The organism is Labilibaculum sp. K2S (assembly GCF_030372765.1).
Taxonomy (GTDB): domain Bacteria; phylum Bacteroidota; class Bacteroidia; order Bacteroidales; family Marinifilaceae; genus Labilibaculum.
On sequence record NZ_JAUCMW010000026.1, the window covers coordinates 1 to 26,674 of the forward strand.

The 26,674-nt window shown below is 34.7% G+C and carries 26 protein-coding genes; 9 read left to right on the forward strand and 17 right to left on the reverse strand.

The features are described from left to right. Positions 1-69 precede the first annotated feature (69 nt). The 3 genes from QUH73_RS18820 to QUH73_RS18830 all read left to right on the forward strand — a co-directional run bounded on the left by QUH73_RS18820 (position 70) and on the right by QUH73_RS18830 (position 2,337). Positions 70-1,242: a DUF418 domain-containing protein gene (locus tag QUH73_RS18820; RefSeq protein WP_289531986.1), complete on the forward strand. Its 1,173-nt coding sequence runs from the start codon at positions 70-72 to the stop codon at positions 1,240-1,242. Between the two features lie 234 nt (positions 1,243-1,476). Further along, positions 1,477-1,878, forward strand: a complete 402-nt coding sequence (locus tag QUH73_RS18825) for a hypothetical protein (RefSeq protein WP_289531987.1) — start codon at positions 1,477-1,479, stop codon at positions 1,876-1,878. 60 nt (positions 1,879-1,938) lie between these two features. After that, complete coding sequence (locus QUH73_RS18830; protein ID WP_289531988.1) at positions 1,939-2,337, forward strand: hypothetical protein; 399 nt, start codon at positions 1,939-1,941, stop codon at positions 2,335-2,337. 29 nt (positions 2,338-2,366) lie between these two features. Here the strand turns inward: QUH73_RS18830 and QUH73_RS18835 are convergent, their stop codons facing one another. The 13 genes from QUH73_RS18835 to dapA all read right to left on the reverse strand — a co-directional run bounded on the left by QUH73_RS18835 (position 2,367) and on the right by dapA (position 18,669). Beyond that, on the reverse strand, positions 2,367-2,828 hold the full coding sequence (locus QUH73_RS18835) for a hypothetical protein (protein WP_289531989.1): 462 nt from the start codon (positions 2,826-2,828) through the stop codon (positions 2,367-2,369). Between the two features lie 15 nt (positions 2,829-2,843). Further along, a complete protein-coding gene (locus tag QUH73_RS18840) occupies positions 2,844-3,674 on the reverse strand; it encodes a YecA family protein (RefSeq protein ID WP_289531990.1) in 831 nt (276 codons plus the stop codon). Positions 3,675-3,812: 138 nt separating this feature from the next. Continuing rightward, on the reverse strand, positions 3,813-4,001 hold the full coding sequence (locus QUH73_RS18845; protein WP_289531991.1) for a YgaP family membrane protein: 189 nt from the start codon (positions 3,999-4,001) through the stop codon (positions 3,813-3,815). Between the two features lie 20 nt (positions 4,002-4,021). After that, complete coding sequence (locus QUH73_RS18850; protein ID WP_289531992.1) at positions 4,022-4,330, reverse strand: hypothetical protein; 309 nt, start codon at positions 4,328-4,330, stop codon at positions 4,022-4,024. A 29-nt stretch (positions 4,331-4,359) separates the two neighbouring features. Next, positions 4,360-7,590: an efflux RND transporter permease subunit gene (locus QUH73_RS18855; RefSeq protein ID WP_289531993.1), complete on the reverse strand. Its 3,231-nt coding sequence runs from the start codon at positions 7,588-7,590 to the stop codon at positions 4,360-4,362. 34 nt (positions 7,591-7,624) lie between these two features. Beyond that, complete coding sequence (locus tag QUH73_RS18860; RefSeq protein ID WP_289531994.1) at positions 7,625-8,710, reverse strand: efflux RND transporter periplasmic adaptor subunit; 1,086 nt, start codon at positions 8,708-8,710, stop codon at positions 7,625-7,627. A 26-nt stretch (positions 8,711-8,736) separates the two neighbouring features. Beyond that, positions 8,737-10,071: a TolC family protein gene (locus tag QUH73_RS18865; RefSeq protein WP_289531995.1), complete on the reverse strand. Its 1,335-nt coding sequence runs from the start codon at positions 10,069-10,071 to the stop codon at positions 8,737-8,739. Positions 10,072-10,324: 253 nt separating this feature from the next. Beyond that, positions 10,325-11,563, reverse strand: coding sequence for a competence/damage-inducible protein A (locus tag QUH73_RS18870; RefSeq protein ID WP_289531996.1), 1,239 nt, complete (start codon positions 11,561-11,563; stop codon positions 10,325-10,327). A gap of 4 nt (positions 11,564-11,567) precedes the next feature. Beyond that, a complete protein-coding gene (locus tag QUH73_RS18875; protein ID WP_289531997.1) occupies positions 11,568-12,806 on the reverse strand; it encodes a M48 family metallopeptidase in 1,239 nt (412 codons plus the stop codon). Between the two features lie 88 nt (positions 12,807-12,894). Then, positions 12,895-13,956 (reverse strand): DUF6340 family protein, encoded by a 1,062-nt coding sequence (locus QUH73_RS18880; protein ID WP_289531998.1) that lies wholly within the window; start codon positions 13,954-13,956, stop codon positions 12,895-12,897. A gap of 25 nt (positions 13,957-13,981) precedes the next feature. Further along, positions 13,982-16,075, reverse strand: coding sequence for a hypothetical protein (locus tag QUH73_RS18885; protein WP_289531999.1), 2,094 nt, complete (start codon positions 16,073-16,075; stop codon positions 13,982-13,984). 518 nt (positions 16,076-16,593) lie between these two features. Then, the gene (locus tag QUH73_RS18890; protein ID WP_289532000.1) at positions 16,594-17,376 is read right to left on the reverse strand and encodes a hypothetical protein; all 783 of its coding nucleotides are present in this window, start codon (positions 17,374-17,376) and stop codon (positions 16,594-16,596) included. Positions 17,377-17,781: 405 nt separating this feature from the next. After that, a complete protein-coding gene (gene dapA / locus QUH73_RS18895) occupies positions 17,782-18,669 on the reverse strand; it encodes a 4-hydroxy-tetrahydrodipicolinate synthase (RefSeq protein ID WP_289532001.1) in 888 nt (295 codons plus the stop codon). A 173-nt stretch (positions 18,670-18,842) separates the two neighbouring features. On the opposite strand from dapA, the gene QUH73_RS18900 reads away from it, so the two are divergent. Continuing rightward, the gene (locus QUH73_RS18900) at positions 18,843-19,502 is read left to right on the forward strand and encodes a hypothetical protein (RefSeq protein WP_289532002.1); all 660 of its coding nucleotides are present in this window, start codon (positions 18,843-18,845) and stop codon (positions 19,500-19,502) included. 128 nt (positions 19,503-19,630) lie between these two features. Here the strand turns inward: QUH73_RS18900 and QUH73_RS18905 are convergent, their stop codons facing one another. Genes QUH73_RS18905 through QUH73_RS18915 form a run of 3 tightly spaced genes read right to left on the reverse strand, consistent with a single transcriptional unit; the run spans position 19,631 to position 22,122 of the window. After that, positions 19,631-20,119: a YchJ family protein gene (locus QUH73_RS18905; protein WP_289532003.1), complete on the reverse strand. Its 489-nt coding sequence runs from the start codon at positions 20,117-20,119 to the stop codon at positions 19,631-19,633. A gap of 6 nt (positions 20,120-20,125) precedes the next feature. Further along, the gene (locus QUH73_RS18910) at positions 20,126-20,977 is read right to left on the reverse strand and encodes a hypothetical protein (RefSeq protein WP_289532004.1); all 852 of its coding nucleotides are present in this window, start codon (positions 20,975-20,977) and stop codon (positions 20,126-20,128) included. Between the two features lie 2 nt (positions 20,978-20,979). Continuing rightward, positions 20,980-22,122 (reverse strand): MFS transporter, encoded by a 1,143-nt coding sequence (locus QUH73_RS18915; RefSeq protein WP_289532005.1) that lies wholly within the window; start codon positions 22,120-22,122, stop codon positions 20,980-20,982. 153 nt (positions 22,123-22,275) lie between these two features. Between QUH73_RS18915 and QUH73_RS18920 the strand changes: the two genes are divergently transcribed. Both QUH73_RS18920 and QUH73_RS18925 read left to right on the forward strand, forming a co-directional pair. Further along, complete coding sequence (locus QUH73_RS18920; protein WP_289532006.1) at positions 22,276-22,791, forward strand: nitroreductase family protein; 516 nt, start codon at positions 22,276-22,278, stop codon at positions 22,789-22,791. 12 nt (positions 22,792-22,803) lie between these two features. Then, entirely contained in the window at positions 22,804-23,772 is a 969-nt protein-coding gene (locus QUH73_RS18925; protein WP_289532007.1) for a CobW family GTP-binding protein, read from the forward strand. Positions 23,773-23,808: 36 nt separating this feature from the next. Here QUH73_RS18925 and QUH73_RS18930 read toward each other — a convergent pair whose 3' ends face one another. Next, positions 23,809-24,450: a Crp/Fnr family transcriptional regulator gene (locus QUH73_RS18930; protein WP_289532008.1), complete on the reverse strand. Its 642-nt coding sequence runs from the start codon at positions 24,448-24,450 to the stop codon at positions 23,809-23,811. Between the two features lie 399 nt (positions 24,451-24,849). On the opposite strand from QUH73_RS18930, the gene QUH73_RS18935 reads away from it, so the two are divergent. The 3 genes from QUH73_RS18935 to QUH73_RS18945 are packed head-to-tail and all read left to right on the forward strand — an operon-like array spanning position 24,850 to position 26,582. Next, positions 24,850-25,221: a hypothetical protein gene (locus tag QUH73_RS18935; protein ID WP_289532009.1), complete on the forward strand. Its 372-nt coding sequence runs from the start codon at positions 24,850-24,852 to the stop codon at positions 25,219-25,221. A gap of 11 nt (positions 25,222-25,232) precedes the next feature. After that, positions 25,233-26,147, forward strand: a complete 915-nt coding sequence (locus tag QUH73_RS18940; RefSeq protein ID WP_289532010.1) for a DUF5777 family beta-barrel protein — start codon at positions 25,233-25,235, stop codon at positions 26,145-26,147. Between the two features lie 30 nt (positions 26,148-26,177). Continuing rightward, positions 26,178-26,582 (forward strand): c-type cytochrome, encoded by a 405-nt coding sequence (locus QUH73_RS18945; protein WP_289532011.1) that lies wholly within the window; start codon positions 26,178-26,180, stop codon positions 26,580-26,582. Positions 26,583-26,674 lie beyond the last annotated feature (92 nt).

A 26,674-nucleotide genomic window follows, 5' to 3' on the forward strand; every position in this document is an offset into this window, starting at 1 on the left:
AACTAAATTTCAATTTTTTCAAAGAACTTTTTTATATTTTAATGGGACACTAGTGCAAGCCAATCACAAATGAATGCCCCGGTAATCAAAAATCGTTTACATGTTGTCGATGCCTTAAGAGGATTTGCACTTGTCTCCATTATGCTCCTGCACAATATTGAGCATTTCGACGTCTATTTTTCGCCCGCGAATCTTCCGGCATGGATGGTTTCTTTAGATAAAATAATTTGGGATTCTTTGTTTTTCCTTTTCGGAGGTAAATCCTACGCGATATTCGCCTTACTGTTTGGCTTAACCTTTTTTATTCAGACAAATAATCAAAACAAAAGAGGCAATGATTTTAGAGCACGCTTTGCCTGGCGTTTGCTGCTTCTTTTCATTTTTGGGATTATAAACTCAGCATTTTACCAAGGTGATATACTTACTCTTTATGCTTTCGTGGGTTTGTTTTTGATCCCTTTGGTGAAACTAAACAACAAGTGGATATTTGCTGTTGCTTTACTCCTGTTCATTCAGCCTTACGAATTATTTACCCTGTTTAAAGCCATACAAAATCCTGATATTAAAATAGCCAACCCCATATCATGGACCTATTTCGGCAGAATGGATGAATACGTAAAAGCAGATTCATTTTTAAGTACTGTATACGGCAATTTAACGAATGGGAAGAGAGCCGTTATTGCCTGGAGCTGGGAAAATGGCCGTTTTTTTCATATTCTTTCAACTTTTCTTTTCGGGATGCTGGCCGGTCGTATGAATCTTTTTTCTAAATCAGATAAAAACACCAAATTTTGGACAAAGACTTTTATTATTTCAATCATTGCATTTATTCCCTTATTTATTCTTCAAAAAAACCTTGGCGGATTAATTGGTAGTGAAGCCATTCGTCGCTCAGTGCAAATCATCGAAACCTCGTGGTGTAATCTATCATTCATGGTGTTTTTGGTATCAGGATTTGTTTTACTCTTCAACACCAATGCATTTCGAAATGTTCTGACACCATTTTCAGCAATAGGTAAAATGAGCCTTTCCAACTATGTATTTCAATCCATGTTAGGTGCCGGCATCTATTACGGATTTGGTTTGGGAATGTATCAATACACAGGTGCGACTTATAGTTTGTTAATCGGTATCAGCCTTGCTCTAATTCTAGGCCTGTTTTGCACCTGGTGGGATAAGAAACATTCTCACGGCCCCTTGGAGGCTATCTGGCACAAAGCTACCTGGTTGGGTGCTAAATAAGCTTTACTCTCCGCATCATCAATTCCTTAGGAATTCTCAACACGATCCCGACCGTGTACCAATGCAGGCAATCATACATTTTTGTAGATTTTCGATCAAAACCCCTACAAAAATGAAATTTTCTGTATCCCTATAATTTGTTAATGCTCTGAAACAGAACAGCTATCTGTTTACGGTACTTATTTTGATTGTTAGCTTGTATCTTTTTTAGAACTGCCAACAAACAAATGAATTATGAAAGTATTGATACCAGTGGTTGATCATGAAAATGAAAAAAATAAGATTACAAAAGAATTTGACGATGCGGCCTCTTACTGCATATATGATAGCTTGAATAAAACTTATGAATGGCTTCCAACCAATGCATTAACAAGCAAAATTGGCAACATCAGTTTTGCATTAAAACGTAAAGGGATTCTTTCGGTGATAATAAGAGAAATGCCAATCATGGCCATTCATTTATTTACCGAAATGGGAATTGCCTTGTATCCCGCTCAGGGAAATAATTTAGACGAAAACATTAAACTGTTCGACAAAAAAGAATTGCATCCTCTCACAATTGTAAATGGCAATGTGACACATGTAAGCGTTTCAAATTGCAGTACATCTTGTAGTTCCTGCAATTCCGGATGCTAGTTATATTAGTTCCCAATTAATTAAATTCTATTACCAATCATTGCACGTAAATAATCCGATATGACAGCAAGAAAATTAAACTGGAACCGATGGATGCAGGATGGAGACCAATTTCTAAAAGGAGCAACACCAAAAGGTGAAAAAAGCATCTTGGGAAATACGGTTAGATACAATATGTTATCGATGTCTTTAGAAGGATACATCATGGCGATACTGGACTATCATCAAAACATGCCTCAAAATCATACCTACAGTGATCTTATTTATGGTCTGGAAGAGGTGATGCCAATTGACGAAACCCTTAAAACCCGTATTTTAAAATACGAAAACATCCAATCTATTTGTTCCTTGGAAAAGTATCATCGTTCGGAACCCACTGACGAAGATTTAGTTGACTTATTTGGAGCAATTCAGGAAATAAGCAAAATTGCACATGAAACATGCTTAGAAAGCGTATAATCAACTTTCTATGTGCAAATTAAAACAAACTATACAATCTCTTCAATTGCATAGTCTTGATTATTGAATTGAACAGTATCTCCTTTTTGTTTGCCGGTAAATTGTTTTGCAAGCGGAGATGTAAGAGAAACCAGATAGTATTCTTTTTTGTCTAATTCAACTTTTCCCAAAGCAACAGAAACAAAAAATCGAAGTTTATCAGTAATTACAAGAGATCCAAGAGAAATAGAAGGATTCGAAATTTCAGGATCAATTTTAGCCAGTATGCTTTGCATGTTTTGATTGCCAGCAAATTGCTGAGCCATTTTCTCCTGTTCCAAATGAACCATTGCCCGTCCGGTTTCATGCTTATCTCCCGCACTGCTTTTGGTTTCGCTTCCTGCTGATTCTTTCAGTTCTTGCAAAGTCAGTTTATTGTGTTGTAACTTCTCTTCTATTGTCTGATATACATACAGGTACAACTCTTTTTTTATTTCTAAGTATTTGCTCATAGAATTAACATCTGATTACGACATATTCTTTAAACAACATTGTTTGTATTTCTTCCCTGAACCACATGGACATGGGTCGTTCCTATTGATTTTTGTGCCTTGCTCAACCGGAGATTCCGAAAAAGCAAAAATATGCTCCATCTGCTGATAATGGTTCTTCCATTCCGCATCGCGCATTTCACAAAATGCAGTACCTTTCTCAAAATCAGAAATCTTACCTTCCATTACATCAATATAGTATTGCAACTCAACCGCAGTGTGCCTGCCTTCGAATTTTGGCAGAATCTCCTTGAATTTTTGAAGAGTATCATCACGTTGCAAATCACCCAATACACGAATGTAATGATCTACCCAATGAAAATTCTCCTTATCCAATATGGAATGAATTCGATCAAACTGTTCATCAGCTGCATAATACAATGCCTCAAAACAATAGAGATAAGGCTTTTTATTATCTGATTTAATGTTTTCTTCAATAAAACCGAGCACCTTACCTACGAATTGTTCCGGATATTTTCTGGCAAGCAGTCCTGCCAAATAAACAGCCTGTTCGTTCATCAAATCCCAATCTTCCTCAACAGTAAACAGTTCCAATAATGGCCCGAACAATTCCTCCGACAAATGTTTCTCTGCAACAATGCAATACCATAATGGTGCCGGCAACATCACTCTGTACTCGTCAGAATAGTATGCCTCACCATTGTAAGCATTTGTAAAGGCGAAAACCAATTTCTTTCTTAACTCTTCGCTATTTTCCTGATTTCTCAAGAAATCAATTGCTTCGTATGGAATTCCCTTAAGCTGGGTATCGATTATTTCGAATGCGTGTTCAGTAGATCGTATCATAATTCTGTATTATCCGGCAAAGATATAGAATATTAAGGCTTTTCATGAATTTAGACTATTCTTTACAGCAGAATTCAAAAAAAAATAAAGCCCTGAATTTGCATTCAGAGCTTTATACCCAAACTAAAACTAAATGGATTAATCCTCCACTTTAAAAATCTTCTTTAAAATATCATCCATCAGGCACCATTTGGTGATTGATGATTGTAACAGATTTAAACCAACAAAAGCAGTCAGCAGCAACCAGTTTATATTTACGTAAAATGCCAATAAAATGCTTACCAACACTAATGTTCCTGCAATGCCTCTAATAATTCTCTCTCTCATTTTATTTTATACTAAATCATTTAAATAAACTTTTCAACATCCAGCATATAAGCATGCATTGGACTGCAACACTCTAATTCCTGGTTGAATTTAGAGATCTGATTCAATAAAGCGGATCCTTTTTCTTCCTCTAAAAAAGTAAATGTTGCTATTGAATCGTAGTATTCCTTACTGGAAGCAAACCAATTTGTAGCTGCGCCATCCTTATCGTATTTTCGGGTAAATCCTTTTACATCAAATTCACTATAGGTCTCAACACCAGAGTTGCGATAGATTTTTTTCAAATCATTGTAAAAAGCACTCACACAAAATATAATTACAACTTTCATATGCTTAGAGTTTAGATTAGTTTAAGATTTTATTCCTCGTCCTTAATCACACTTGATTCGGATTCAATTACAGGATATTTTTTCTTTTCAGTCATATAATAGATAAGAGGTACAATAACTAAAGTCAGAAATGTTGAAGCAATAGAACCTCCCATCAGTGATATGGCTAAACCTTGAAAGATAGGATCGAACAGGATTACAACAGCTCCAATTACAACAGTTCCTGCAGTAAGCAGAATTGGTGTTGTGCGCACGGCTCCAGCTTCAATAACAGCTTCTTTTAACGGAATGCCATCCTCCAGACGAAGATTAATAAAGTCAATAAGCAGAATAGCATTCCTCACCATTATCCCCGCAAGGGCAATCAATCCAATCATAGATGTAGCGGTAAAGAAAGCTCCCATCAACCAGTGTCCAACCAAAATTCCAACAAGAGATAATGGAATTGAAATCATCATCACAAAAGGAACTTTAAAATTCTGGAACCATCCAATGATCAACAAATAGATAACCAGTAACACCACAGCAAAGGCTGTTCCTAAATCGCGGAAAACTTCATAGGTTATTTGCCATTCCCCATCCCACTTCAAACTGTAATCATCTTCTAAAAACGGCTGTTGGGTATACTCCTCTTTCAAATCATAACCTTCAGGAAGCTTAATATCACTTAGGTTTTTAGCGATATTCATAATTCCATATACCGGACTTTCCAATTTACCGGCTACATCGGCAGTAACGTATACCACTCGTTTCTGATTTTTACGATAGATACTTTTCTCCTTAATTCTCTCATGAACATCAACAATATCGCCCAACGCAACCAATTGCCCCGATTGTGACAGAATATTGATTCTTTTCAGATCGGCAACACTACTTCTATCCTTCTCCTGCAAACGTAAATCAATCCCAACCTGATTGTGTTCAGACTCTTGGTACAACTGGGTAACTTCCTGTCCCTGTAATGCCATATTTAAAGTTTGAACCACTTGCTGAGTCGAAACTCCGGCCAACATTGCCTTTTCTTTGTTCACATTAAACTGAAATTCAGTTTGATCATCTTCAACCAACCAGTCAACATCAACAACATCTTCCGTTTTTTCAAAAAGAGTTTTTACCTGAGCTGCAATATCTCGTTGTTCTTCTAAATTCGGACCATAAATTTCAGCAACCAAGGTCGACATTACCGGTGGTCCTGGTGGAACTTCAACAACTTTCACATTTGCATTAAATTTCTTTCCAATCTCCTGCAGTGCAGGTCTCATTAACTTTGCAATATCGTGACTTTGCTCGTCACGCTCATTTTTATGCGTTAAATTCACCTGAATATCAGCAACATTAGAACCATGACGCAAATCGTAATGACGAACCAAACCATTAAAATTCATTGGTGCTGCTGTACCTACATAAGTCTGATAATCAACTACATTTTCTTGTTGAGAAATGTAAACTGCCAATTCTTTAGCAACCACAGCGGTACGCTCAAGGGTAGTTCCTTCAGGCATATCAATAACCACCTGAAATTCGTTCTTATTATCGAAAGGAAGCATTTTAACAGCAACCTGTTTAAAATAAACCAATGTAGTTGAAGCCAGCAAAAGAACAACCACTGTACCAATAAAACTCCACCTCTTCCATTTTGATTCCAACATGGGCGAAATTGTTGCTGAATACAGTTTGTATACCTTTGTGTCTTCCAACTTAAAAGCCTTCTCATCAGCATCTTCTTTTTCTTTAAATCGTAACAAACGATAAGCCAAATAAGGAGTAATGGTAAGCGCTACCAGTAAGGAAAAAATCATTGCAATAGATGCTCCAATCGGCATCGGACTCATGTAAGGTCCCATTAAACCAGAAACAAATACCATTGGTAAAACTGCAGCAATAACAGTAAAAGTTGCCAAAATTGTTGGGTTTCCTACTTCGTCGATTGAACGCAAGGCCGCCTGCATAAACGGCAGCTGTTTCATTTTAAAATGCCTGTGCATATTCTCCGCAATAATAATGGAGTCATCAACCACAATTCCGGTAACAAAGACCAAAGCAAATAAGGTAATCCGGTTCAATGTATAATCCAGAAAATAGTAACTAAACATGGTTAAGGCAAAAGTGATTGGTACTGACAAAAACACCACCAAACCACCACGCCATCCCATGGCCAGCATCACAACAAATGTAACGGCAATAATAGCTCCTAAAAGGTGCATCAACAGCTCGGAAACTTTGTCTGAAGCGGTTTCACCATAGTTCCTGCTCACCTCAACATGAACATCGGCAGGAATTAATTCCTGTTCCAAAACGGCTATTTTTGTTAAAATTTGTTCCGCCACTTTCATTGCATCAGCACCCCGGCGTTTGGCCACTGAAATGGTAACAGCAGGGTAATTTCCTTTTGCAAGTTCCTTAGCCTCATTTACCTTCCCATAACCAAAACTCACATATTGTGACGGCACTTCCGGACCATCGATAACCTCTGCAACTTGTTTCAAATAAATTGGACTGCCATTGTATACGCCAACAACCAGGTTTGCAACATCTTCTGAATTTTCAAGAAACCGACCTGTTTCAACTAAATATTCTGTGTCATGTTTATTAAATGCTCCTGATCCTATTTGTTGATTAGATATTTCAATTTGCCGGGCAATACTCAAAGCATCAATATTATAGCCAGCCATTTGTGCCCGATTCAAAATAACTCTCACTTGACGTGAACGTCCGCCAATTATTTTGGTTTCCGAAACATCATTAACTTTTTCTATTTCGTTGTTTACTTCCTGTGCTAATCTTTTTAATTGAAAATCATCATAATTCTCACTCCAAAATGTTAATCCCAATACCGGAACATCATCAATTGCACGTGTTTTAATTAGTGGCATTGAAGTGCCTTTTGGCATTTCATCCATGTGTTTCATGATTTCATTGTACATCTTTACCAAAGATCTTTCAATGTCTTCACCAACATAAAACTGAACAATTAACATCGCCTGCCCCGGCATTGATGTAGAATAAACATATTCAACACCAGGAATATTTGCCACTACTTTTTCAAGTGGCTGCATAACTCTCGACTCAATTTCAGCCGGACTGGCACCCGGATATCTTAGAAAAATATCAGCAATGGGTACATCAATTTGTGGTTCTTCTTCTCTTGGCGTTAAATAAGCACTGTACACGCCAATCACCATGAAGGCAACCATCAAGAGTGGAGTTAATTTAGAATTTATGAATAGTTTGGCCATTTGACCTGCAAATCCTGTTTTCATATGATTGTATTTTGATTGTAACTACCAGCTGTAATTATTGAATAGTAAGTTTTGCTCCATCCCAAATTTTCCCTTTAAAGGAAATAATGTATTTCTCACCATCGTTTAAGCCCGATAGAATTTCAACTTGATCACCAATAGTTTTCCCCAGTCTTAGCCATCGCAATATCGCTGTTCCACCTTGACTAACAGTATAGATACCTGTCAATTGCCCTTTGTGAATTAAAACACTTTCAGGGATCATTATAGATGGCACGCCCCCTTTTTCAATCAAAACATTTGCATACATACCACTGTACAAATTATTTTTTTGTTCGTTGGTAGGCTTCAAAACTATTTTTGCTTCAAACTGATTTCCTGTATACTGAGAAGATGGATTCACTTCCGAAACAAAACCATGTATTTTAACATTACCCAGTGCACTAATTTGAACCAATACCGGATCGTTTTGTTTGATTTTCGAAATTTCGGATTCAGGAATTCGGGCCATTACCATAAATTCGCCTTGTTTTTCAATAGCAACCAATGGCATTCCCGGTGATGCCAAATCACCTTCGTTCATGTATTTTCTGGTAATTACACCATTGTATGGAGCCTTTATAGTGGTGTATCTAAGCATTTCCTCAACCTCAATACCCATCTCTTTAACAGCTTCCAATCTGGCTTTTGCCATATTGTATTGTGTTGTTACATCATCCAACTCTTTCTGTGAAGCACTCTTTTGCTCAAACAATACAGTAAAACGATCGTAATCTTTCTTTGCATTTGTAAAAGCAGCTTTTGCTTCCAGTTCATTAGCTTTCACTTGTGCCTTTTTCGCTTGAATATCTTTTGCATGAATCTCAACCAAAACCTGACCTTTATTTACTTTTTGACCTGTTTCTACCTTAATCTTAGCAATTTGTCCCATAATTCGTGTACTAAGATTCGAATGGTTTTCAGCTTCCAGTTTACCTGAAAAACTCATTGTTTCAGCTTGATTTGTTAATTTAGCTATTCCTACCGCTACGCTAACATCAGCCTTCTCTGTCTCCTTTACCTTGCTTTCACTTCCACAGGATTGTAATAATAATCCACCTAAAGTGATTAGTGCTATAATTAAAAAATTCCTTGAGTTCATATCTGTAGATTCTTTAGTATGATTGTTTATTGTAATTCTTTTTCCAGTAATAATTCCAATTGAAAAACTGCAACATGATAGTTGTATAAACTGTTTATATAATCAAGATTCCGTGCCATCGAAACCGTTTCAGAATATAAGACATCAGTCGTTTTTTCCAATCCTTGCTTGTACCGGTTAGTACGTATTCGAAGTGCATCTTCCGCTTGCTCTTTGGCTAATTTGCTCAATTCAATCTTATCATATGCCACTTTCAGGTTTCTTTTGGCAGATTGAATTTCCATACTGTTTTTGGATACATATTCAGCGAAGTTTAATTCCGATATTTTCAACTCGGCCTTCGCCTTCTGAACCTTCCCAATGTTCTTATAACCGCTGAATAAATTCCACGATAAACTTGCTCCAATCATGTAACTGTTTGCTGATGTTCCAAAAAGTTTATCGTCATTCCATTCGTAAGCACCAAATGCATTTAATCGCGGAAGGAACTGCATTTTTTCCGATTTCAGCATACTTTCCCTTGCCTCTACGCTTTTTCTATAAGCATTCAAATCCGAACGATTTTCAATTTGAAAATCTTGTTCCAAACCATTTAACAAGGAAGGCTTTTTCTCCAAAAAATCTGTAGTAACAATCACCACATTAATATCCAAACCTAAAAGGTAGGCTAAAAACTCTCCTGCACTCTTCTGATTATTATTTGCATCTGATAACTGATTATCCAATTCCAGAACTCGTACTTTTGCAGATAACAGATCCGCTTCCTGAACAAAACCTTGAGCCAAATTATTTTCAGTAACCTGTAATGCTTCAGCAGCAGCCTTTTTTGAAGATTGAAGAACCAAAACTGCCTCTTGAGCCAATTCGAGCTGATAATAGGCTTTCTTCACCTCAAACTTTGCAAAATTTATCGTTCTCTCAGTCTTGTAATCAACAGCCTGCATTTTTGCATTCGCAGCCCTTCTACCATAAATTCCATCAATATTAATTAATGGCTGCTGAACCTCAATTTTAGTATTGAAATTTTTGGTCTGACCAGGATCATTTAACAACAATGGATTAAAATCAGCCTGTGTGGTTATCTCCTGCTTTAATTTGAATCCAAAACTACTCAATGGATCATTGGTAACAACTCCCGAATGAGAAAGATTCACTATGGGCAGGAAAACAGAGTTTGTTTGACGGAATTCAGCTTTGGCAGCTCTCCCCTCAGCCTTCGCCTTATTAATTTCCCAATTGTTTTCGGAAGCTTTTACTAAAGCTTCTTTCAAACTCAACTTCATTTCTACAGCTTGTGATTTCCCTTTTACTGAAAAGCCCATAACTAAAAGTAAAATGAAATAAATTCTAAGGTTTCGCATATTTATTAGTTCTTTTAATTTCAGTTCAAATCTAAGCAACAATATCCACATATCCAAATATCTACATGTTTGTAGTTTTAATATATTTCTATCTTAACTTTGATTTTATTTATAGTAACTGAAATTTAGATATTTAGGATACCAATAGCAATATTAATTTTAAATAAAGTGAAATTTCTCACATTCTAAATTGATAAAAAAAAAGGCTCTCCAATAAATGGAAAGCCTCTCTATATAAAGACAATATTATCCTTTACTTTTGAAGTAGATTCCGTAGTATATTTAATGCATTTAAAGATGCCACCTGAATATTTCGTTCTCTATTCTTATACAAATCAAATCTATGAGAAATAAGTTCTTTTGGCCCTGCAACAGCAATCCAGACAGTTCCAACCGGTTTTTCCTGTGTTCCCCCATCGGGTCCGGCGACTCCTGATGTTGCAATTGCGTAATCGGTATTTAGCACTTTTCTGGCTCCAATTGCCATTTGTTCCACTACCTGCTGACTTACCGCTCCATATTTTTCCAAATCCTCACCATTCACACCTAAGATATTTTCCTTCACCTCATTTGAGTATGCTACTACACCACCTTTAAAATAAGAAGAACTGCCCGCATGAGATGTTATCAAGTGAGCAATTTTCCCTCCGGTACAACTCTCTGCTGTGCCCAAAGTCTTTCCCTTATCGGATAAAAGTTTAGCTACAGTCAATTCCATTGGTTGATCATCATAGCCAAATATATTCTCAGAAATTATTTTTTTTAACGCGGACAACTGCTCCTCTATAATTTTCTCCAATTCTGCCAAGTCATTTCCCGAAAGACTCATTCGTAAGCGCAAAACTCCCGGAGAAGGCAAATATGCCAATTTTACGCAAGCGGGTAAATTCCCTTCCCAATCTTCAAGCATTTCCGCCATAACAGATTCTCCAATACCTTGAGTCATTACTGTCTTGTGCAAAATAACCGGTGTCGAAAAATGTTGTTTTAATGATTGTAAAATTTCGTCCTGCATAATTCCCTTCATCTCAAAAGGAACACCAGGCATCGAGATAACTACCTTACCATCTTTCTCAAACCACATACAAGGAGCTGTACCATGGTTATTAGTGATTATTTTTGCACCATCCGGAATCAAAGCCTGTTCCCGATTGAAACGATTCATAGGAATCCCTCTCTGTGCGAGTCTTTGTTCAATTTTAGCAAATAACAAATCATCCTGCACCAGATTCATTCCAAAAAGATCGCTTAATGTCTTTTTAGTAATATCATCATTCGTTGGTCCTAAACCACCTGTAATTAAAACAAGGGAAACTCTTTCCATTGCCTGTCTCAGGGAACTTACTATATCAGCTTCCTGATCTGATATACTGGTTATTTTCCCGACATTAATACCTATTCCATTTAATTCTTTGGCCATCCATGCTGAATTGGTATCCACTATTTGACCAATCAGAATTTCGTCACCAATTGTAATTATCTCTGCTTGCATTTGCTTATTTTATTAATTGTAATGCTTTTAATCGTTGTAAAAGACTTGGATGTGAATAGTAAAAAAACACATAAACCGGATGTGGCGTTAAATTGCTAAGAGAACTAACAGATAGTTTCTTTAAAGCATCTCCTAAAGCTTTCCCATCATAATTTTTTAAGGCATAATCATCGGCTTCATATTCATTCTTTCGTGATAAAATATTCATTCCCAAGCTTAAAAAGGTTGATATCGGAGAATATAAAATCCCAAAGGCTATCAATCCCAAATGAAATCCTTGTTGCTTCGCTCCCAATGCTTCCGAAAGTAAGGGATTGGCAATTATCAAAGAAAAAATATAAAACATCAGTCCGGTTTGCAGTAGGGATAAAAATATGCCGCTAAGTGTATGTCTCCTTTTATAGTGTCCAATTTCATGTGCCAAAACCGCAACAATCTCTTCCTTTGTAAGATCATTAATTAATGTGTCAAACAGAACAATTCTCTTTTTAGATCCAAGTCCGCTAAAATATGCATTTCCTTTCGATGATCGTTTAGAACCATCCATTACGTAGACATTATCCAATTTAAAATCTACTTTACCTGCAAACTTACTAATCTCATCTTTTAATTCTCCATCTTCCAGAGGTGTTTGCTTATTAAATAAAGGCACCAATAAGGAAGAATAAAACATGGCCATAAAAATCATGAAAAAGGCAATTACCAGCCACGCCATCCACCAAAAGTTTGTGGTGGTCTGCAAATAAATCCATATTAATAAAGCCAATATGCCACCACCAATTACAGTACTTAGCAATCCCCCTTTTAATTTATCCAATACAAAGGTTTTTAAGCTTGTTCTGTTAAACCCATATTTTTCCTCTATTACAAATGTTGAATAGTAAGAAAAAGGCAATCCCAGCAAACTGGAAAAAAACAGAATCACACCAAAAAAGGCTAAAGCAATTGCTATTGGATGTTCAAAATAATTCCTGACTAACTCATCGACCCATGCAAAACCACCAAGCGCAATCATCAAAATTGTGGCAGTGAAACCGATTCCTGACGAAAGTAACGAAGGCATAAGTTTGTCCTTCTGATAATTTTGTGACTGACTATATTTTTCCTGATCGTAAATTCCTTCTAATGCTTTAGGAAGAATTGGCGACCATTTCTTATGATTTAAAAATTCAAGAAATCGTTCTAAAATAAAATCTGCAGTTAAAATTCCCAATATGATATAAAGCAGCACCGTTGATGTCATGTAGTTTTGTATTAAAATTTGAACTCTCAAAATTAAACAAGCCTGACAAAATAAAACTCATCAGGCTTTTTATTTAAAAAAAATAAAATCACTCTCCAAAAAAGCGATCTAATTTCTCTTTATTTTTAGTTCTCAAGATAAGTTCCATTGTATATTTTTCAACAATTTTGAATTCGGAAGGTAAAGATTTAAGTTTTTTATAATAGTAAATAGATTTTCGAATCCATTGATTTGCCGTTATAAAATCTCCTTTAATTTCATAGGCTACGGCCAAATTATAACAAGCTCTTCCTGCAAGTTTAAAGTCATCTTCATTCGATATTTCTGTCCATAATGCTATTGGACTCTCCCAATCTTCCTGATCGATATAGTATTTTGAAATCGCTAAGCGATCATCTCCGGAGGCAAAATACTTTCTAGTAATATCAATCCATTTAGGTGCAAGCATATCTGCATATTGATTTCCAATCTCATAAGAAACATCCTTAAAAAGATCTTTTCTTTTGGGCAGTTTTTCTTCTATTAATCTTTTGTATGATGGTGATGTTATTTCAGAAAACAAGCTGTCAATTACAATTTGTTCATCCAGATATATCTTATTTAACGGATCGTAAATTCTCCATACTGCAAAATAATTCGCATCAGTAATTCCATAGTTCAATACATCTTCAAATACTGTGTATTTATTATATAACTGTATATCCTCCAAACAAATTAAAATATCAGATCCATTACTCTCACAGATACTGTCAACCAGTTCCCATTTCATTGGTTTATAATCTCTGTCACCTGACATTTCCTTTTTATCCAACTGAATAAATGGAATAGAATCCATGGCTAAATACTCCGATAAGTTCTCCGTAAAACCCAAATAACAGCTTGTTGAAATATCGGTACTATAATCAGTTGTGTCGGCAAGAAGTTTGCTGTTAACAAGATAGTATTGACTTATGGAATCAATCTTGAAACTGGTATTTCTATCAACAAAACCAATTGTTTTCACATCAGCAGGAATTAAAACTTTGGGTGCATTAAGTCCTTGAAAACTATACAACGAAAGAGTTTGACAGGATGACAATACAAATAAGGAGATGACAAATAGATATATCCTTTTAATAGATGACCTTACAACAGATGGACGTTTATTCATTTGATTAATTTTTTCGCCTTGAAGTTTAAATTCCCAACCAATATTTTCTCAAAAACCATTCCAATATCATTAATAAAATAATTATAATCAATACAAATAACATCTCAATTAAATTGCCATATTTCGTTTGCTCTGATAAAATAGATTTCGAATGCTCATTTTTTCTAATGTTGGTCCGCATTTCCGATTGTTCGTCAAGTTTAAACACCTCGCCTCCGGTTAAACTTGAAATTTGCGAAAGTATTTTATGATCGGCCTGTAAATTTTTAGCTTCATTACTATTTAAGCTAACAATAAACTGTCCCTTTTGCTCCAAAACATTTTCACTATCCTGCGTTTTTACAACAAATGAATAATTGCCTTTTGGCAAAGAGCTTATTCTTAATTGATATTTATCTGAGCGTTTTTCAAAATTATAATTGAAAGACTTACCTGCTTGATTTGTCAAAATAAAATCCAAATTCGTTTGATTCACCAACTCGTAGCTTTTATTGTATATCTCAGCATCAAACACAATTTCATCTCCTTCGGAGGTGTTTTTTGAGTAGTTAACCACCAATTGGTTACGATTAATCTTCAAAGATAAATACTGCACCATTTTATTGATCAAATCAAAAAATACTTCAGGGGAATCATTCATTCGAGACAAGTACAATTTCCATCGCCAGATTCCCTCACCAAAAATCCACGCAATCTTCTGATTATCAGCATATGAAAAAGCAATTTGAGGCTCTTCTGTTTGTATCGATTTAATACTCTGATATCCAACAATATGATGTTCCGAAGTAAATACACAACTCACTAAAGGAGATAACAAGGGTGGCATTTTCTCTAAAATTTCCACCTTCGATTTCTTTAAATCAAACAAGTTAAAAGTTTCATCGCCTACAAAGGATGATTCAGTGTATAAACCTTCATTTCTTAACAAATTAACACCAAAATTCAACTTGTTTAAAGCTTCAATATCCGAATTACCACCAACAACCATTAGAACTGGAATTTCCTTTTGTTGAATTTGCTGCAAAAAACCTGAATATGAATTGAGATGAGATGGGATTTGATACAGAACTACCAGATTGTATTTCTCAAGATCGGCTTGTTTCTGTGCAAGATTAATTAACTCGACAGTAAAATTTAAATTTTCATTAATCGCCGATTGAATCGCGGCTATGTCCGGATGATATTTATCAAAACAAATTGCTATTTTTCTCTGATTATCCAATACATCAACCACAAACTCGTATTGGTTATTTCTCTTGGTGCTTTCTTTTCCTGGTGCAATTACTTCTACCCTAAACTTCTGCAAACCGGCCTTTTCCGGAGTAATAAAAAAATCTTTTTCGATAAAGAATGAATTACTATTAATCTGAATTTCATCATCAATCAATATCGACAACCCATTGTAAATTTTCAATTGTACTAATTCCGAATCAAAATTGCTTGCTTTAATCCCGATTCTAACAGGTAATTTACTTTTTACAAAACCTAATTTATTTGTTTTAACCGATATAACTGAAACATCCTCGATGCGCGCCGTGTCCCCTAACTGTAACGTATGAATGGGAAAATTCAAACCTTGTACATCATATCTGGGATTACCTCCTTTATTGTAAAGTCCATCGCTGGCAAGAATAACCTGAACATTATTCAAATTTCCATAATTGTTCTTCAAAAATTCAAACAAATCTGAAAAATTTGTATTCGTCTCAGAATAATTATAATTAGATAGTTCCTCTACTTTATTTCCAAAACTAATTTTCTTTATCTCAAATTCAGAACTTAAAGTCTCAAGAAATTTTTCGATTTCAGTAGGATATTCATTCAAATAAAATAAAGAATCATTAGTTAATTTAAGAGACTTTGAATTGTCCTGAGCAAATACTAATAATGGTTTTTCAATTTTTTCTGAAGAGTATTTAATTTTTGGCTCCAAAAGTAGTATCAGAAGTAATAAAATGGAAAGCCCCCGCAAAAAAGCTAAAATGTAAATTTTAGGCAGAGAAAGATCCTTATGGTATGGCTTTTTGAAAAAATAAACCAACACAATAAGCAATAAAGAAACTAAAGCAAAGGGCAATACCCACCATAATGAGTATTCTGTAACTATGGTGATATTCAATTTTAGTAATTTTAGAATTTCAACAAATTTAACAAACAAACTTTAAATGCTGGTTTAAAATCCAACAATCTCTACTTATAATCCAATGGTTTTAATCTTAAAATAAGGTCAAATTAAAGATTTAATCTTCTTTAACACTTGTTTAGACCAATTAACTTGATTCATGCATACATTTGTAATGTACAAAAGAACAAAAAGTAGTTTTTTCATATAGTAGATTAAGGTTTAAAGTGAGTAGAAAAAAAGTCGGCTGGTTACCGACTTTTTTTGTGTGATATACTTTCCTGTTTAAAACAAAAATGACCTTCTAAAATTCATTTTAATAAACAGCAACACTTTATTGGAAGCAACCTTCTATAAAAAAGAGTTCACAACAAAGCATCTACATAGGGCTATCTTACAAAAGGATTTAACAACCCGTAAAAAATTCCTTATCATCTTCTTAACTATTACTTGATTCCTATTTGAAGAGAGGTTATGCAATTAAAAAATATCTGATTTCATCAATTGCGGAATGATTAGATATCGAAACCTGGTCTTATAAAATCTCTTGATTCGGGGAATACCTTCTCGACTATAGTTCGTAAACCTGAGAGTATCAGCAATAATGGCAGCATTCGATCCTCTGTTTCAGGAAATTTCTGCATAAAACAAGTCCAAGCCTTAATCGATTCATCAATTGACAGCAATGCCACTTTACCAGATGCAATACTGTCATGTTTGTAAAATTCATTCCCTGTTTCTTCTGTATTCGTCTTACTTCTAAGTGAGCGAAAGAGCTTGCTGGGAATAATAAACTGATACCAGCGAATTATCTCATAAGAATTAAAGACTGTTTTTTCAATTTCACTCATCTCCTCTTCATCCTTGTAGTCCAGCAACTCTTTTAGGCTAATACTACCTACAAAAAGGAGAGCTTCAAATTCAGCAAACCAGTTGTCAACTAATTCAGAATATTTATCTGCTTGTCTCATTATTTGGCCTTTAAATATCAAATCATCTTTTTTCTCCTCTTCTTCAATATCAAAATTTTCAGCCTGTTCAGGCATTTCCATTCCTAAATCCTTTGCTGCTTGTTTCAGCAACTCCATACTTAACTGAAACATCTCATCCAGATTATCCATTGCAGAAGAAGCATCTGAATTAGAAGTATCTAAATCAGGAACACCCTCTTCCATCATTTTATAATTAAGACAATTACCCGTGAAACTGCATCTTTCACACCAACCATCACAATAATTATAAATACCGGGAATTAAGTAAGGATTTTGAATTAATGCAAAGAGTAAATCTTTATTCATATTTGGCAAACTTCCTTTAAATCATTTTGTAACATCTAAACTTATTAATAAAATGACAACTTTTGTTGTAATAGTCAGAGCATTTTATCAACAAATTCTTTAAAATATATAATCACTTTCATTGAGCGTTCCTAACAAATGAATTCAAGTTTAGGAAATCGTCACTATTTTGAAAAAACCACTGTGATTCTAAGCACTTGTACTTATTATCATCTGATTGGTTTCAATTTATCATTTTGATTTTTAAAAACAAAGTTATTTTTCCTAATTAAATGAAAGGCGAAGCTCAGTCCATATAAGCTTATTCAACTACATCACAGTAAAATACAGCACTCAAATAATAATAATAAAACAAAAGAGCCACTTAAAAAGTGGCTCTATAATTCGATTAATAGCTGTGAATATTTAGACCATTTTCAATTTGATCATTTCATTTACTAATAAAATTCTATTTTCGTCCATCATTCTGCACATAGGAGATCTAAACTCTTCCCTTAACTTATTCATTATTGCCAAACCTGTTTTCACCGGTATTGGATTCGACTCTATAAAACACAATTGAATTAATCTCAGATATTTAAAATAAATTTCTTTTGATTTAGTCAGGTCACCTTTAGAGGCTACCGTCATTAAATTATGAAATTCCTTAGGTATTAAATTTGCAACAACAGAAATAACACCATCTGCTCCCATACAAACAGCTTGAAAAGCCAAAGCATCATCGCCCGAAAAAACCATAAAATCAGATGGTTTATCTCTCAAAATACAAGCCATTTGTTCTAAATTCCCGGATGCTTCTTTGATGCCCACGACATTTTCAAATTCTGTCGCTAATTCCACAACCAAATCAGCAGGAATATTGCCGGCGGTTCTTCCAGGTACATTGTAAAGAATAATTGGAACAGTAACCGCTTTAGAAATTTGAGAGAAATAATCTTTCAAACCATTTCTTGTTGGTTTATTGTAATAAGGCGACACAACCAAAATTGCATCAACACCAAGAGATTCAGCCAAGCAAGAATTTTCAATTGCTTCTGATGTTGAATTTGTCCCGGAGCCGGCTATCACCGGAATTCGTTTATTCACCTTTTCAACTGTATGTTTAATTAGTTCCGCATACTCTTTTTTAGTAAGAGTGGCAGCTTCCCCAGTGGTTCCGCAAACTACAATTCCGTCAGTTTCATTTTTCAAATGAAAATCAATCAAATTATCAAACGCAGTATAATCAATACTACCATCAATATTAAAGGGTGTTACAATAGCAACAATAGATCCTTGCCAAGCTTTTCTCATTTATATATACTCCTTGATTATTTACTTGCAGACATCCGCAAGATTTTATTAACGGCTGCAAAGATAGATTCTACAATAAAATGAACGAAATTTTTAGAAAATTTATTCATTAATTCTACATTCTGTTAATTTTTGAACATCTTTGTGTAGTTCTTCAACACAAACTTCAATTCATGATAACAATTCCACAAGTTGTAGAAAAAATAGTTAGCTCACAACCCTTTTTGGCTGAGGCTTTGGTAGATGGTTTAATAAACATTTCGTCTTTGGCTCGTAAAATTCAGAATCAGGTTGAGCAGAGCGTAAAAAAGCCGGTTAAACTAGGTGCAATCATCATGGCACTAAACAGGTTAGCTCCAAGTTTGGAAGTAAAAATAAATCCAGGTTTAAAGGAAGTTATTACTAATGTAGGTGATATTATTGTTCGCTCACAATTGGTCGATTTTACCTATAAAAACTCAAATACCCTGATTGAAAAACACACAGAATTGTTAAAATCTATTGGTCCGAATCAGGAATTTTTCTACACCATGGTTCAGGGTGTTTTCGAATCCAATTTAGTTGTAAGCAATACGTTAAGAGAAAAAGTGGAACAAGTATTTAGTAATGAAATGCTTGTAAGTAAAAGCGAAGATTTATCATCCGTCACATTAAAACTACCTTCAACCAATAGTCAACAACTTGGCTTTTACTATTTTATCCTTAAAAACATCGCTTGGGCCGGCATCAATATTCGTGAGGTAATCTCAACCACAAATGAATTTACTCTTGTTGTAAATGATACTGATATAGATAAAACTTTTTCTGTTCTAAAGAATATGGGAAAGAATTAGAAATATATTTAAATAAAAATGAGGATGTCTCAAATGAGATTCTAATATTTGAAAATATTCTCGAATAGGGACATATAAAAAGAGGCTGTTTCGTAGTTATTGAGACAGCCTCTTTTATTATTTCATTGTTATTTTAAACAACACTTTTTAAACTTTTTGCCACTTCCACAGGCACACAGATCATTTCTATTTGGCAAATTCTCTTTTTCCTCCTTATTAAGCTTTGGATATTCCCCGGAAACATAACCCCAAACTCCACTTTCCTTATTAAAAAAGGATTTTTCGTGCATAACTTGCTTCTGTCCGTTTTCTATAAAACCGGCCTGAAATTCTACCCATCCAACAGAATCAAATGCTTTTCCTTTCTCGGTGTGAATCACTTTCAATCCAAGCCATTCAACGGACTGAGCCCATTCTAAAATCTCCTCTTTCTGATCGGAAGGGCGTGTTTCAGATGAATAAGTAGCTAAAATGTAATCAACATCGGCAAGAACAAAAGCAGAATACCTGCTGCGCATTAACTCTTCTGCCGTAATCGCTTTTCGTTTGCCTGAATGAATTGCACCACAACACTCTTTGTATGCTATATTATTGCCGCAAAAACAATTATTCTCCATCGGTAACTAACTATAAGATTCCTGAAAAAACAGATCCAATTTATCCAAATCCTGTTCCCCGATTAAAGCTAAAAACTTAGCAAAATGAGGAGTCGTACTTTCTAAAACATCCTTAATTTTAAACATCGCATTAAACTCTGTAATAAACTCAGCCCGCATATCGAAGGCACTTACCAGCGTCTCGTAGAAAATCCGGAACAAACTCCCGTCAGATTGTAAGGTTTGATCATCGATGGAGATCACCTTCATCAGATTCATTAATAAATCATAGTTTTTCAACTCAATAGCAACAGCAATCCCCTTTGTGAAATGAGCAAAAAGAACCTGTAAAGATTCCTTATCATTGTATTCAGGAATAGGAACCGGTATAAATTTACAATCGGTATAAACTCCTAGTCCTTCTTCTCTTCTATCAGAATTTAAAAGCATAAATGCTTTCACATTTGAAAGACACAAATAATAAAAGTCGCGGTATTTATCGAACGGCAAATCAATTAACGCCTGATCCAGAACTTTAATTCCATTGTTCATTGATTCGTGAATTTTCTCCTTACCGCGCTTAAACGAAAATTCTGCCATAAACTGCAAAGCCCAATTCAGACCATAAACCCACTTCCCACTTGTAGAACAAGATGAATATCCCTTACGATACTCTTCGCCTGCTTCATTCAACTCTCCAAACAGAGAAAATGAAGCAGCACGTAATTGAAGAATTTCCAAATAAAACCGAGCTTCTTCTTTTAGAAGATCAACGGAATTGTCATTTAAGAATTCACGAATTTTTTTTGGGTCTTTCGATTGAATCCCATTATTGTACATCTCAATCAGAGAGTGATATATTTTTTCTTTTTCCTTCATAATTAAATTTTAGTATTTGTTCTTATTTTTTGAACAAAGCCAAGTGATATCAAACATAGAACGGCACCAAATACAAATGGAATTCTCCAGTTTACCATCCACAACAAACCTCCAACAACTGGTATAACAACAGCAGATATGTGATTAATAGTGAAACCAACCGCCATTGATGGCGCAATATCTTTTGCATCGCCTGTTTTATGAAAATACGTATTGATTCCCATCGAAAAACCAAAAAAGATATGATCCAAAATATATAATCCGGCTACAATAAGAGCATTTTCGATATAAGCATATCCTAAAAAGACGAAAACCAAGCCAATATATTCCAGTGACAACATTTTTCGTTCTCCGTATCGATTGATTCCTTTTGCAATCATGGGTGAAACAAAATAGGCTATAACGTTATTTATTACAAATAGAATTGCTACATCCTGAACTGTATAATGATATTTTTGCACCAACATAAAAACAGCAAATACAACAAAAATCTGACGACGGGCGCCACTCAAAAAATTCAAAACATAAAAAAGCCAGTATTTTTTTCTTACAACCATCCCCTTATTTTGAAGAGGAATATTTTTATCTGCCGGATCCCAAAAAAATGCCCAAATGCCAAGACAAAAAACAACTGCACCAATTAAAATAAAGCTTGCCTGCAGCGAAATAAAATGTGCAATTCCATAAACAAAAGCACCCATACTAATATTTGCTATGGCCGACCAACTTCTTTGCTTAGCAAATACAACAGGTGCCTGCTCAATCGTAAAATACTGAAGTGTTAAAGATTTGTTTGTTGTCTCGAAATAATGAAATCCAACAGACATGATAACTGTTGTAATTATTAAACCTAAAAACGAAGGAAAAAAACCAGTTAAAGCAACTCCCAAACCAACAATTAAAACTGATAATGCCGACAGGCGATGTTCTTTAATCACCAACAATAAATACACAACCAAAAGAGCCAAAAAACCAGGGATTTCCCGTACAGATTGAATGACACCAACCTGAAATCCATTAATGCCAACTTCCTCTACCGCAAAATTATTAAATAAGGTTCTCCAACCCTGATGTCCCGCTGTGGCTGCTATTACCAATAACATCAGATATTGGAACATGATATTTTTCTTAAGCTCTTGAGTCATCTTTATTCTCTTCTAAAAATTGATTGCCAAAGGTACTAAATTGTTATGAATGGCACAGAACAAAACCAACATGCTAAACAAAATGAAAATTCATTAGTTGGATGTATCATTTATTTTACAATTTTGTACCAAATATCATTAAATCAAAAGAAAATGAATTTTAAGGAACTTAGCCGGAAAAGATATTCAGTTCGCTCCTATCAATCGAAAGAGATAGAGCAAGAAAAATTGATTAAAATATTGGAAGCAGGACAAACTGCACCTTCAGCAGTGAACAATCAGCCTTGGCATCTTATTGTAGTTCGTGAGCCTGAGAATCACAATAAATTCTCTGAAATTTATCATCGTAATTGGTTTAATGAAGCTCCTGTTTACATCGTAATTTGTGGTGATCACACCCAATCGTGGAAAAGAACTGAAGATGGTAAAGATCATTGTGATATTGATGCCGCGATTGTCATCGATCACATGACTCTTCAAGCAACTGAACTTGGCTTGGGGACTTGTTGGGTCTGTAATTTTCACATTCAAAAATGCATTGATTTTTTCAATTTGCCTGATTATATTGAACCTGTTGCAATTCTATCTTTAGGATATCCAGCGGACAAGATACCTCCTCAAAAGAAAAGAAAATCATTAGATGAAATTGTACATTGGGAAAAGTTTTAAATGAATATGAGTATGTCAAAAATTCCAGTTACTGTAATTACCGGTTTCTTAGGTGCAGGAAAAACCAGTCTGCTTAATCACTTAATATCAAGCTATCCGAATAAAAAATTTGCCGTTATCGAAAATGAATTTGGCGAAGTAAATATTGATGCTGAATTAGTTGCCAACGTTAAAAATGAAGATATTTTTGAATTAAGTAATGGTTGTATTTGTTGTAGTTTGAATGATGAATTGTATGTTGTTTTGAAGAATCTGATTCAATCAAATCATCAATTCAATCACCTGCTTATTGAGACCACCGGAATTGCAGATCCGGGTAGTATTTTAGCTTCATTTATTACTGATCCGTTCATAAAAAAGGAATTTGAATTGGACGCAGTAATTTGTTTGGTTGATGCTGAAAATGCATCAAATATATTAGAGAAGGAAGCTGTTCTAACTAAACAAATTGCAATATCAGATCAAATATTAATAAATAAAACAGATGTAGCTGGTCGTGAAAAGACAAATGCTGTTAAAACAGAAGTTGAAAAAATTAACAAATTTGCCAGAATTGAAGAGTGTGTATTTGCAAAACCGGGAAACGAAAATTTGCTTGATTCTTTCTCTTATGATCCTGCTAAGGTTTACCGATTTGTATTAGGCCTTGAAATAAACTCAAGTGCCCCGACCAAAATAACGCATGGAATTGAAAACATGTGCTACACCTCTGCCACTCCTATGGATCAAATAAAACTGGGTATGTGGCTGGATCCATTTCTTAAATTTAATCAGGAAAGTATTTATCGAATTAAAGGAATTCTATTTTTAGAAGGAATTGACAAACGAATTATACTACAATCTGTACATACTCAAATACAAGCAACCGTTGGAAGAACTTGGGAAGAAGGTGAAATAAAGGAAAGTAAGATTGTAATCATTGGGAAAAATCTGAATCAAAAAGTAATCGAAAGAAATCTTGATGAACTTCTTGTAAAATAAAAACGAGAGGAAATATCCTCTCGTTTTCTTATATTTTCAACCAGTTTCGCTAATTCGTTCCAGTTGTGCGTAATTTAATATTTTTAGTTTCCTTCCATCCAGTTCAATAATGCCTTCATTATGAAATTCTTTTAGAATTCTAATGGCACTATCCTTCGACATGCCAGTCAGATCTGCAACATCTTGTCTTGAAAGATGTAAATCAAAATTTAAAGCTTCATACACTTTGCCCGAAAGATAAATAAGTCCGTCAGCTATGCGTCCGTGCATTTGCTTTTGTGATAAACTGACCATTTTTTCAAAGGAAAAGATTCCTTTTTGTGTGCAATTCTTAATGAATTCCTCGGCAAAGAGTGTATTTGCTTGTATGGCTTTTTTAAAAGCGTTTATTTCTATAAAACAAGCTGTGGTATTATTAAGTGCTGCAATTGAATAATGGTGTCTGTTATCGAAATACAAAGATGCCTGCCCAACAATTTCCCAAGGCTTTATTATCCTAATTATCAACTGCTTATCCTGAACACCTTCCACATATAACTTTGCCAATCCAGTTGTCAAAATTAAGAGATGAGTTGCAGAAGTTCCTTGTTTAAAGATTGTTTCTCCAGCCTTAAACTTTACTTCAAATCTATTTTCATTCAATTCAATTAGTTCCGGGCGGGAAAGAGTACTTAACATTGGGATCCGCATATTGCAATCGAGGCAATTTTTGCAATTATCGGATTTTGAAAATTTAGCCATAGTAGTTTAGAGATATAGAGTACAAATTAGTAGTTAGTTCTCAAATCTATCAGAAAATTACCCAAAAACAAATAGTGAATTTCAAATAAAAATTGCTTGTCAACTGCCACTGAAAATTTGTTTTTTTTTCTAACAACTATTAAATATAAAAAAAAGACTGAGATAAGCCTAGTAAAAGACTGATAAATATCGATTTGTATTAGACAAATTCCTTTTTTTCATAAAATAAATCTCGGTGTACCAAACCCATTGCGACAAAGCCAAATATTTATCTTTAGTCTAGATGAATTAATCACGATCATCAATAATTAGAACTTAAATTTAAATCTCAATACTATGCAAAAGAACAACTTAGTAAGTCTTTTACTGGTTTTCCTGACAAGTCTGTGTTTTGTTTCGTGCGAATACGACACCATTGAAGTAGATCAAATCGTGATCCCGCCAGATCAGGAAATATCCTTCAGTACAGATATCGTACCCATATTCACTTCCAATTGCATCAACTGTCATGATGGTGGAATTAATCCAGATTTAAGAGCATCAAATGCATTCAATGCATTAACAAACGGAGGTTATATAAATGTTGATCTTCCAAGCTCCAGCAAATTGTATACACAATTACAATCAGGATCTCACAGTACCCGAGCTTCATTAACTGAAAAACAATTAATTCTTGAGTGGATAACCCGAGGTGCCAACGACAACTAAAACTATACACTATGATCAGATCTAAATATTCAATTCAAAAATTTATGAAAATGACTTTTTCATGGATGTTCCCTTTTTTCTTGTTTCTTGCTATCGTCTTGAGTGCATCACAAAATTGCTTTGCTCAGGAAGATGAATTTGCAAACGATCCTGTTACCGGTACTTTTGAGTCTGGACTTCTTGGAGAAACTCAAACTACAGTAACTCCATTCGCCGGCGAATTTGAATTACATATTCAACACCGTTTTGGATTAGTCGAGAATGGATTGGAAGACGTTTTTGGTATTTATGCTAGCTCAAACATTCGCATGGGAGTAAACTATGGTATTACAGAAAAATTCATGCTGGGCTACGGATATACTAAGGACTATAAATTGCAGGAATTCCAGGGAAAATATAGAATTTTTACACAAACCGAATCCAATTCGATTCCAGTTTCTGTGGCATTATACGGAAATTTATCTATTAACTCTCAAGATAAAGTTGTTTTTGGTAATGACTATGCTTTCTCAGATCGATTGGGATATTTTTCACAACTAATAGTAGCACACAAATTTAATGATAATATCTCATTGCAATTAGCTCCCAGCTTTACACATTTTAATAAAACAGATTCTTTAGTTGAACATGATAAAATAGCAATAACCCTTTCTGGTAGAACAAAAGTTACATCCTCAATGTCAGTATTTTTTGAATATGATCAGCCTTTAAATATTGATAATATGAGAGAATTTACCAATTCAGATCAAACCGATCCTGAAGCCAATTTAACTTTTGGTATGGAAATTGGCACTAGTACTCACGTGTTCCAGGTGTTTATGTCGAACTATGAGGGAATTACTCCGCAAAGGAACATTTTATACAATAAAAACAAAATTGGAGACGGCGACTTTCTTGTAGGGTTCAATATCTTAGTAAGATTCTAGTTCATTCTCCTTAATTAAAAGAAATTACTTATGAAAAAGATGAAATTTTTTATCCTTATCGCAATTGCGGTTGTTGGATTTGCATTTACCGCACAACAGAAAAAAGCTGAAGCCTGGAAAATACCTGCAGAATATAAAAGCATGGAAAACCCATTGGCTAATGATAAAGCTAGTGTGAACACAGGAAAAATGGTTTACATGAAACATTGTCGTTCATGTCATGGTAATGCAGGATTAGGAGACGGGCCTAAAGCTGCTCGTCTAAAAACATTCCCTGGTGATTTTTCAGGTGCTGATTTCCAAGGTCTACCTGATGGTGAGATCATGTACAAAACTATCACCGGAAGAGATGAAATGCCTGGCTATGAGACTAAAATTCCTAGTAAAAAAGAAAGATGGGCTGTTGTAAACTACATGCGTACATTTAAAAAGTAATCGAAAATCGTTCAATTAAAAGGGTATAATAATTATACCCTTTTTTTCTGAAATTTTAATAAAGCCAAATTGCAACACTTAATAACTTAAGC

What these genes read in the sequence shown, in the direction of transcription:
- QUH73_RS18850 (WP_289531992.1), bottom strand. Translation starts at nt 4,330, where the DNA reads ATGAAAGTTGTAATTATATTTTGTGTGAGTGCTTTTTACAATGATTTG.
- dapA (WP_289532001.1), bottom strand. Translation starts at nt 18,669, where the DNA reads ATGAGAAAAGCTTGGCAAGGATCTATTGTTGCTATTGTAACACCCTTT.
- QUH73_RS18890 (WP_289532000.1), bottom strand. Translation starts at nt 17,376, where the DNA reads ATGAATAAAGATTTACTCTTTGCATTAATTCAAAATCCTTACTTAATT.
- QUH73_RS18940 (WP_289532010.1), top strand. Translation starts at nt 25,233, where the DNA reads ATGATCAGATCTAAATATTCAATTCAAAAATTTATGAAAATGACTTTT.
- QUH73_RS18910 (WP_289532004.1), bottom strand. Translation starts at nt 20,977, where the DNA reads ATGAAGGAAAAAGAAAAAATATATCACTCTCTGATTGAGATGTACAAT.
- QUH73_RS18855 (WP_289531993.1), bottom strand. Translation starts at nt 7,590, where the DNA reads ATGAAAACAGGATTTGCAGGTCAAATGGCCAAACTATTCATAAATTCT.
- QUH73_RS18840 (WP_289531990.1), bottom strand. Translation starts at nt 3,674, where the DNA reads ATGATACGATCTACTGAACACGCATTCGAAATAATCGATACCCAGCTT.
- QUH73_RS18825 (WP_289531987.1), top strand. Translation starts at nt 1,477, where the DNA reads ATGAAAGTATTGATACCAGTGGTTGATCATGAAAATGAAAAAAATAAG.
- QUH73_RS18935 (WP_289532009.1), top strand. Translation starts at nt 24,850, where the DNA reads ATGCAAAAGAACAACTTAGTAAGTCTTTTACTGGTTTTCCTGACAAGT.
- QUH73_RS18860 (WP_289531994.1), bottom strand. Translation starts at nt 8,710, where the DNA reads ATGAACTCAAGGAATTTTTTAATTATAGCACTAATCACTTTAGGTGGA.
- QUH73_RS18930 (WP_289532008.1), bottom strand. Translation starts at nt 24,450, where the DNA reads ATGTTAAGTACTCTTTCCCGCCCGGAACTAATTGAATTGAATGAAAAT.
- QUH73_RS18880 (WP_289531998.1), bottom strand. Translation starts at nt 13,956, where the DNA reads ATGAATAAACGTCCATCTGTTGTAAGGTCATCTATTAAAAGGATATAT.
- QUH73_RS18905 (WP_289532003.1), bottom strand. Translation starts at nt 20,119, where the DNA reads ATGGAGAATAATTGTTTTTGCGGCAATAATATAGCATACAAAGAGTGT.
- QUH73_RS18920 (WP_289532006.1), top strand. Translation starts at nt 22,276, where the DNA reads ATGAATTTTAAGGAACTTAGCCGGAAAAGATATTCAGTTCGCTCCTAT.
- QUH73_RS18835 (WP_289531989.1), bottom strand. Translation starts at nt 2,828, where the DNA reads ATGAGCAAATACTTAGAAATAAAAAAAGAGTTGTACCTGTATGTATAT.
- QUH73_RS18900 (WP_289532002.1), top strand. Translation starts at nt 18,843, where the DNA reads ATGATAACAATTCCACAAGTTGTAGAAAAAATAGTTAGCTCACAACCC.
- QUH73_RS18865 (WP_289531995.1), bottom strand. Translation starts at nt 10,071, where the DNA reads ATGCGAAACCTTAGAATTTATTTCATTTTACTTTTAGTTATGGGCTTT.
- QUH73_RS18820 (WP_289531986.1), top strand. Translation starts at nt 70, where the DNA reads ATGAATGCCCCGGTAATCAAAAATCGTTTACATGTTGTCGATGCCTTA.
- QUH73_RS18845 (WP_289531991.1), bottom strand. Translation starts at nt 4,001, where the DNA reads ATGAGAGAGAGAATTATTAGAGGCATTGCAGGAACATTAGTGTTGGTA.
- QUH73_RS18870 (WP_289531996.1), bottom strand. Translation starts at nt 11,563, where the DNA reads ATGCAAGCAGAGATAATTACAATTGGTGACGAAATTCTGATTGGTCAA.
- QUH73_RS18925 (WP_289532007.1), top strand. Translation starts at nt 22,804, where the DNA reads ATGTCAAAAATTCCAGTTACTGTAATTACCGGTTTCTTAGGTGCAGGA.
- QUH73_RS18830 (WP_289531988.1), top strand. Translation starts at nt 1,939, where the DNA reads ATGACAGCAAGAAAATTAAACTGGAACCGATGGATGCAGGATGGAGAC.
- QUH73_RS18875 (WP_289531997.1), bottom strand. Translation starts at nt 12,806, where the DNA reads ATGACATCAACGGTGCTGCTTTATATCATATTGGGAATTTTAACTGCA.
- QUH73_RS18945 (WP_289532011.1), top strand. Translation starts at nt 26,178, where the DNA reads ATGAAAAAGATGAAATTTTTTATCCTTATCGCAATTGCGGTTGTTGGA.
- QUH73_RS18915 (WP_289532005.1), bottom strand. Translation starts at nt 22,122, where the DNA reads ATGACTCAAGAGCTTAAGAAAAATATCATGTTCCAATATCTGATGTTA.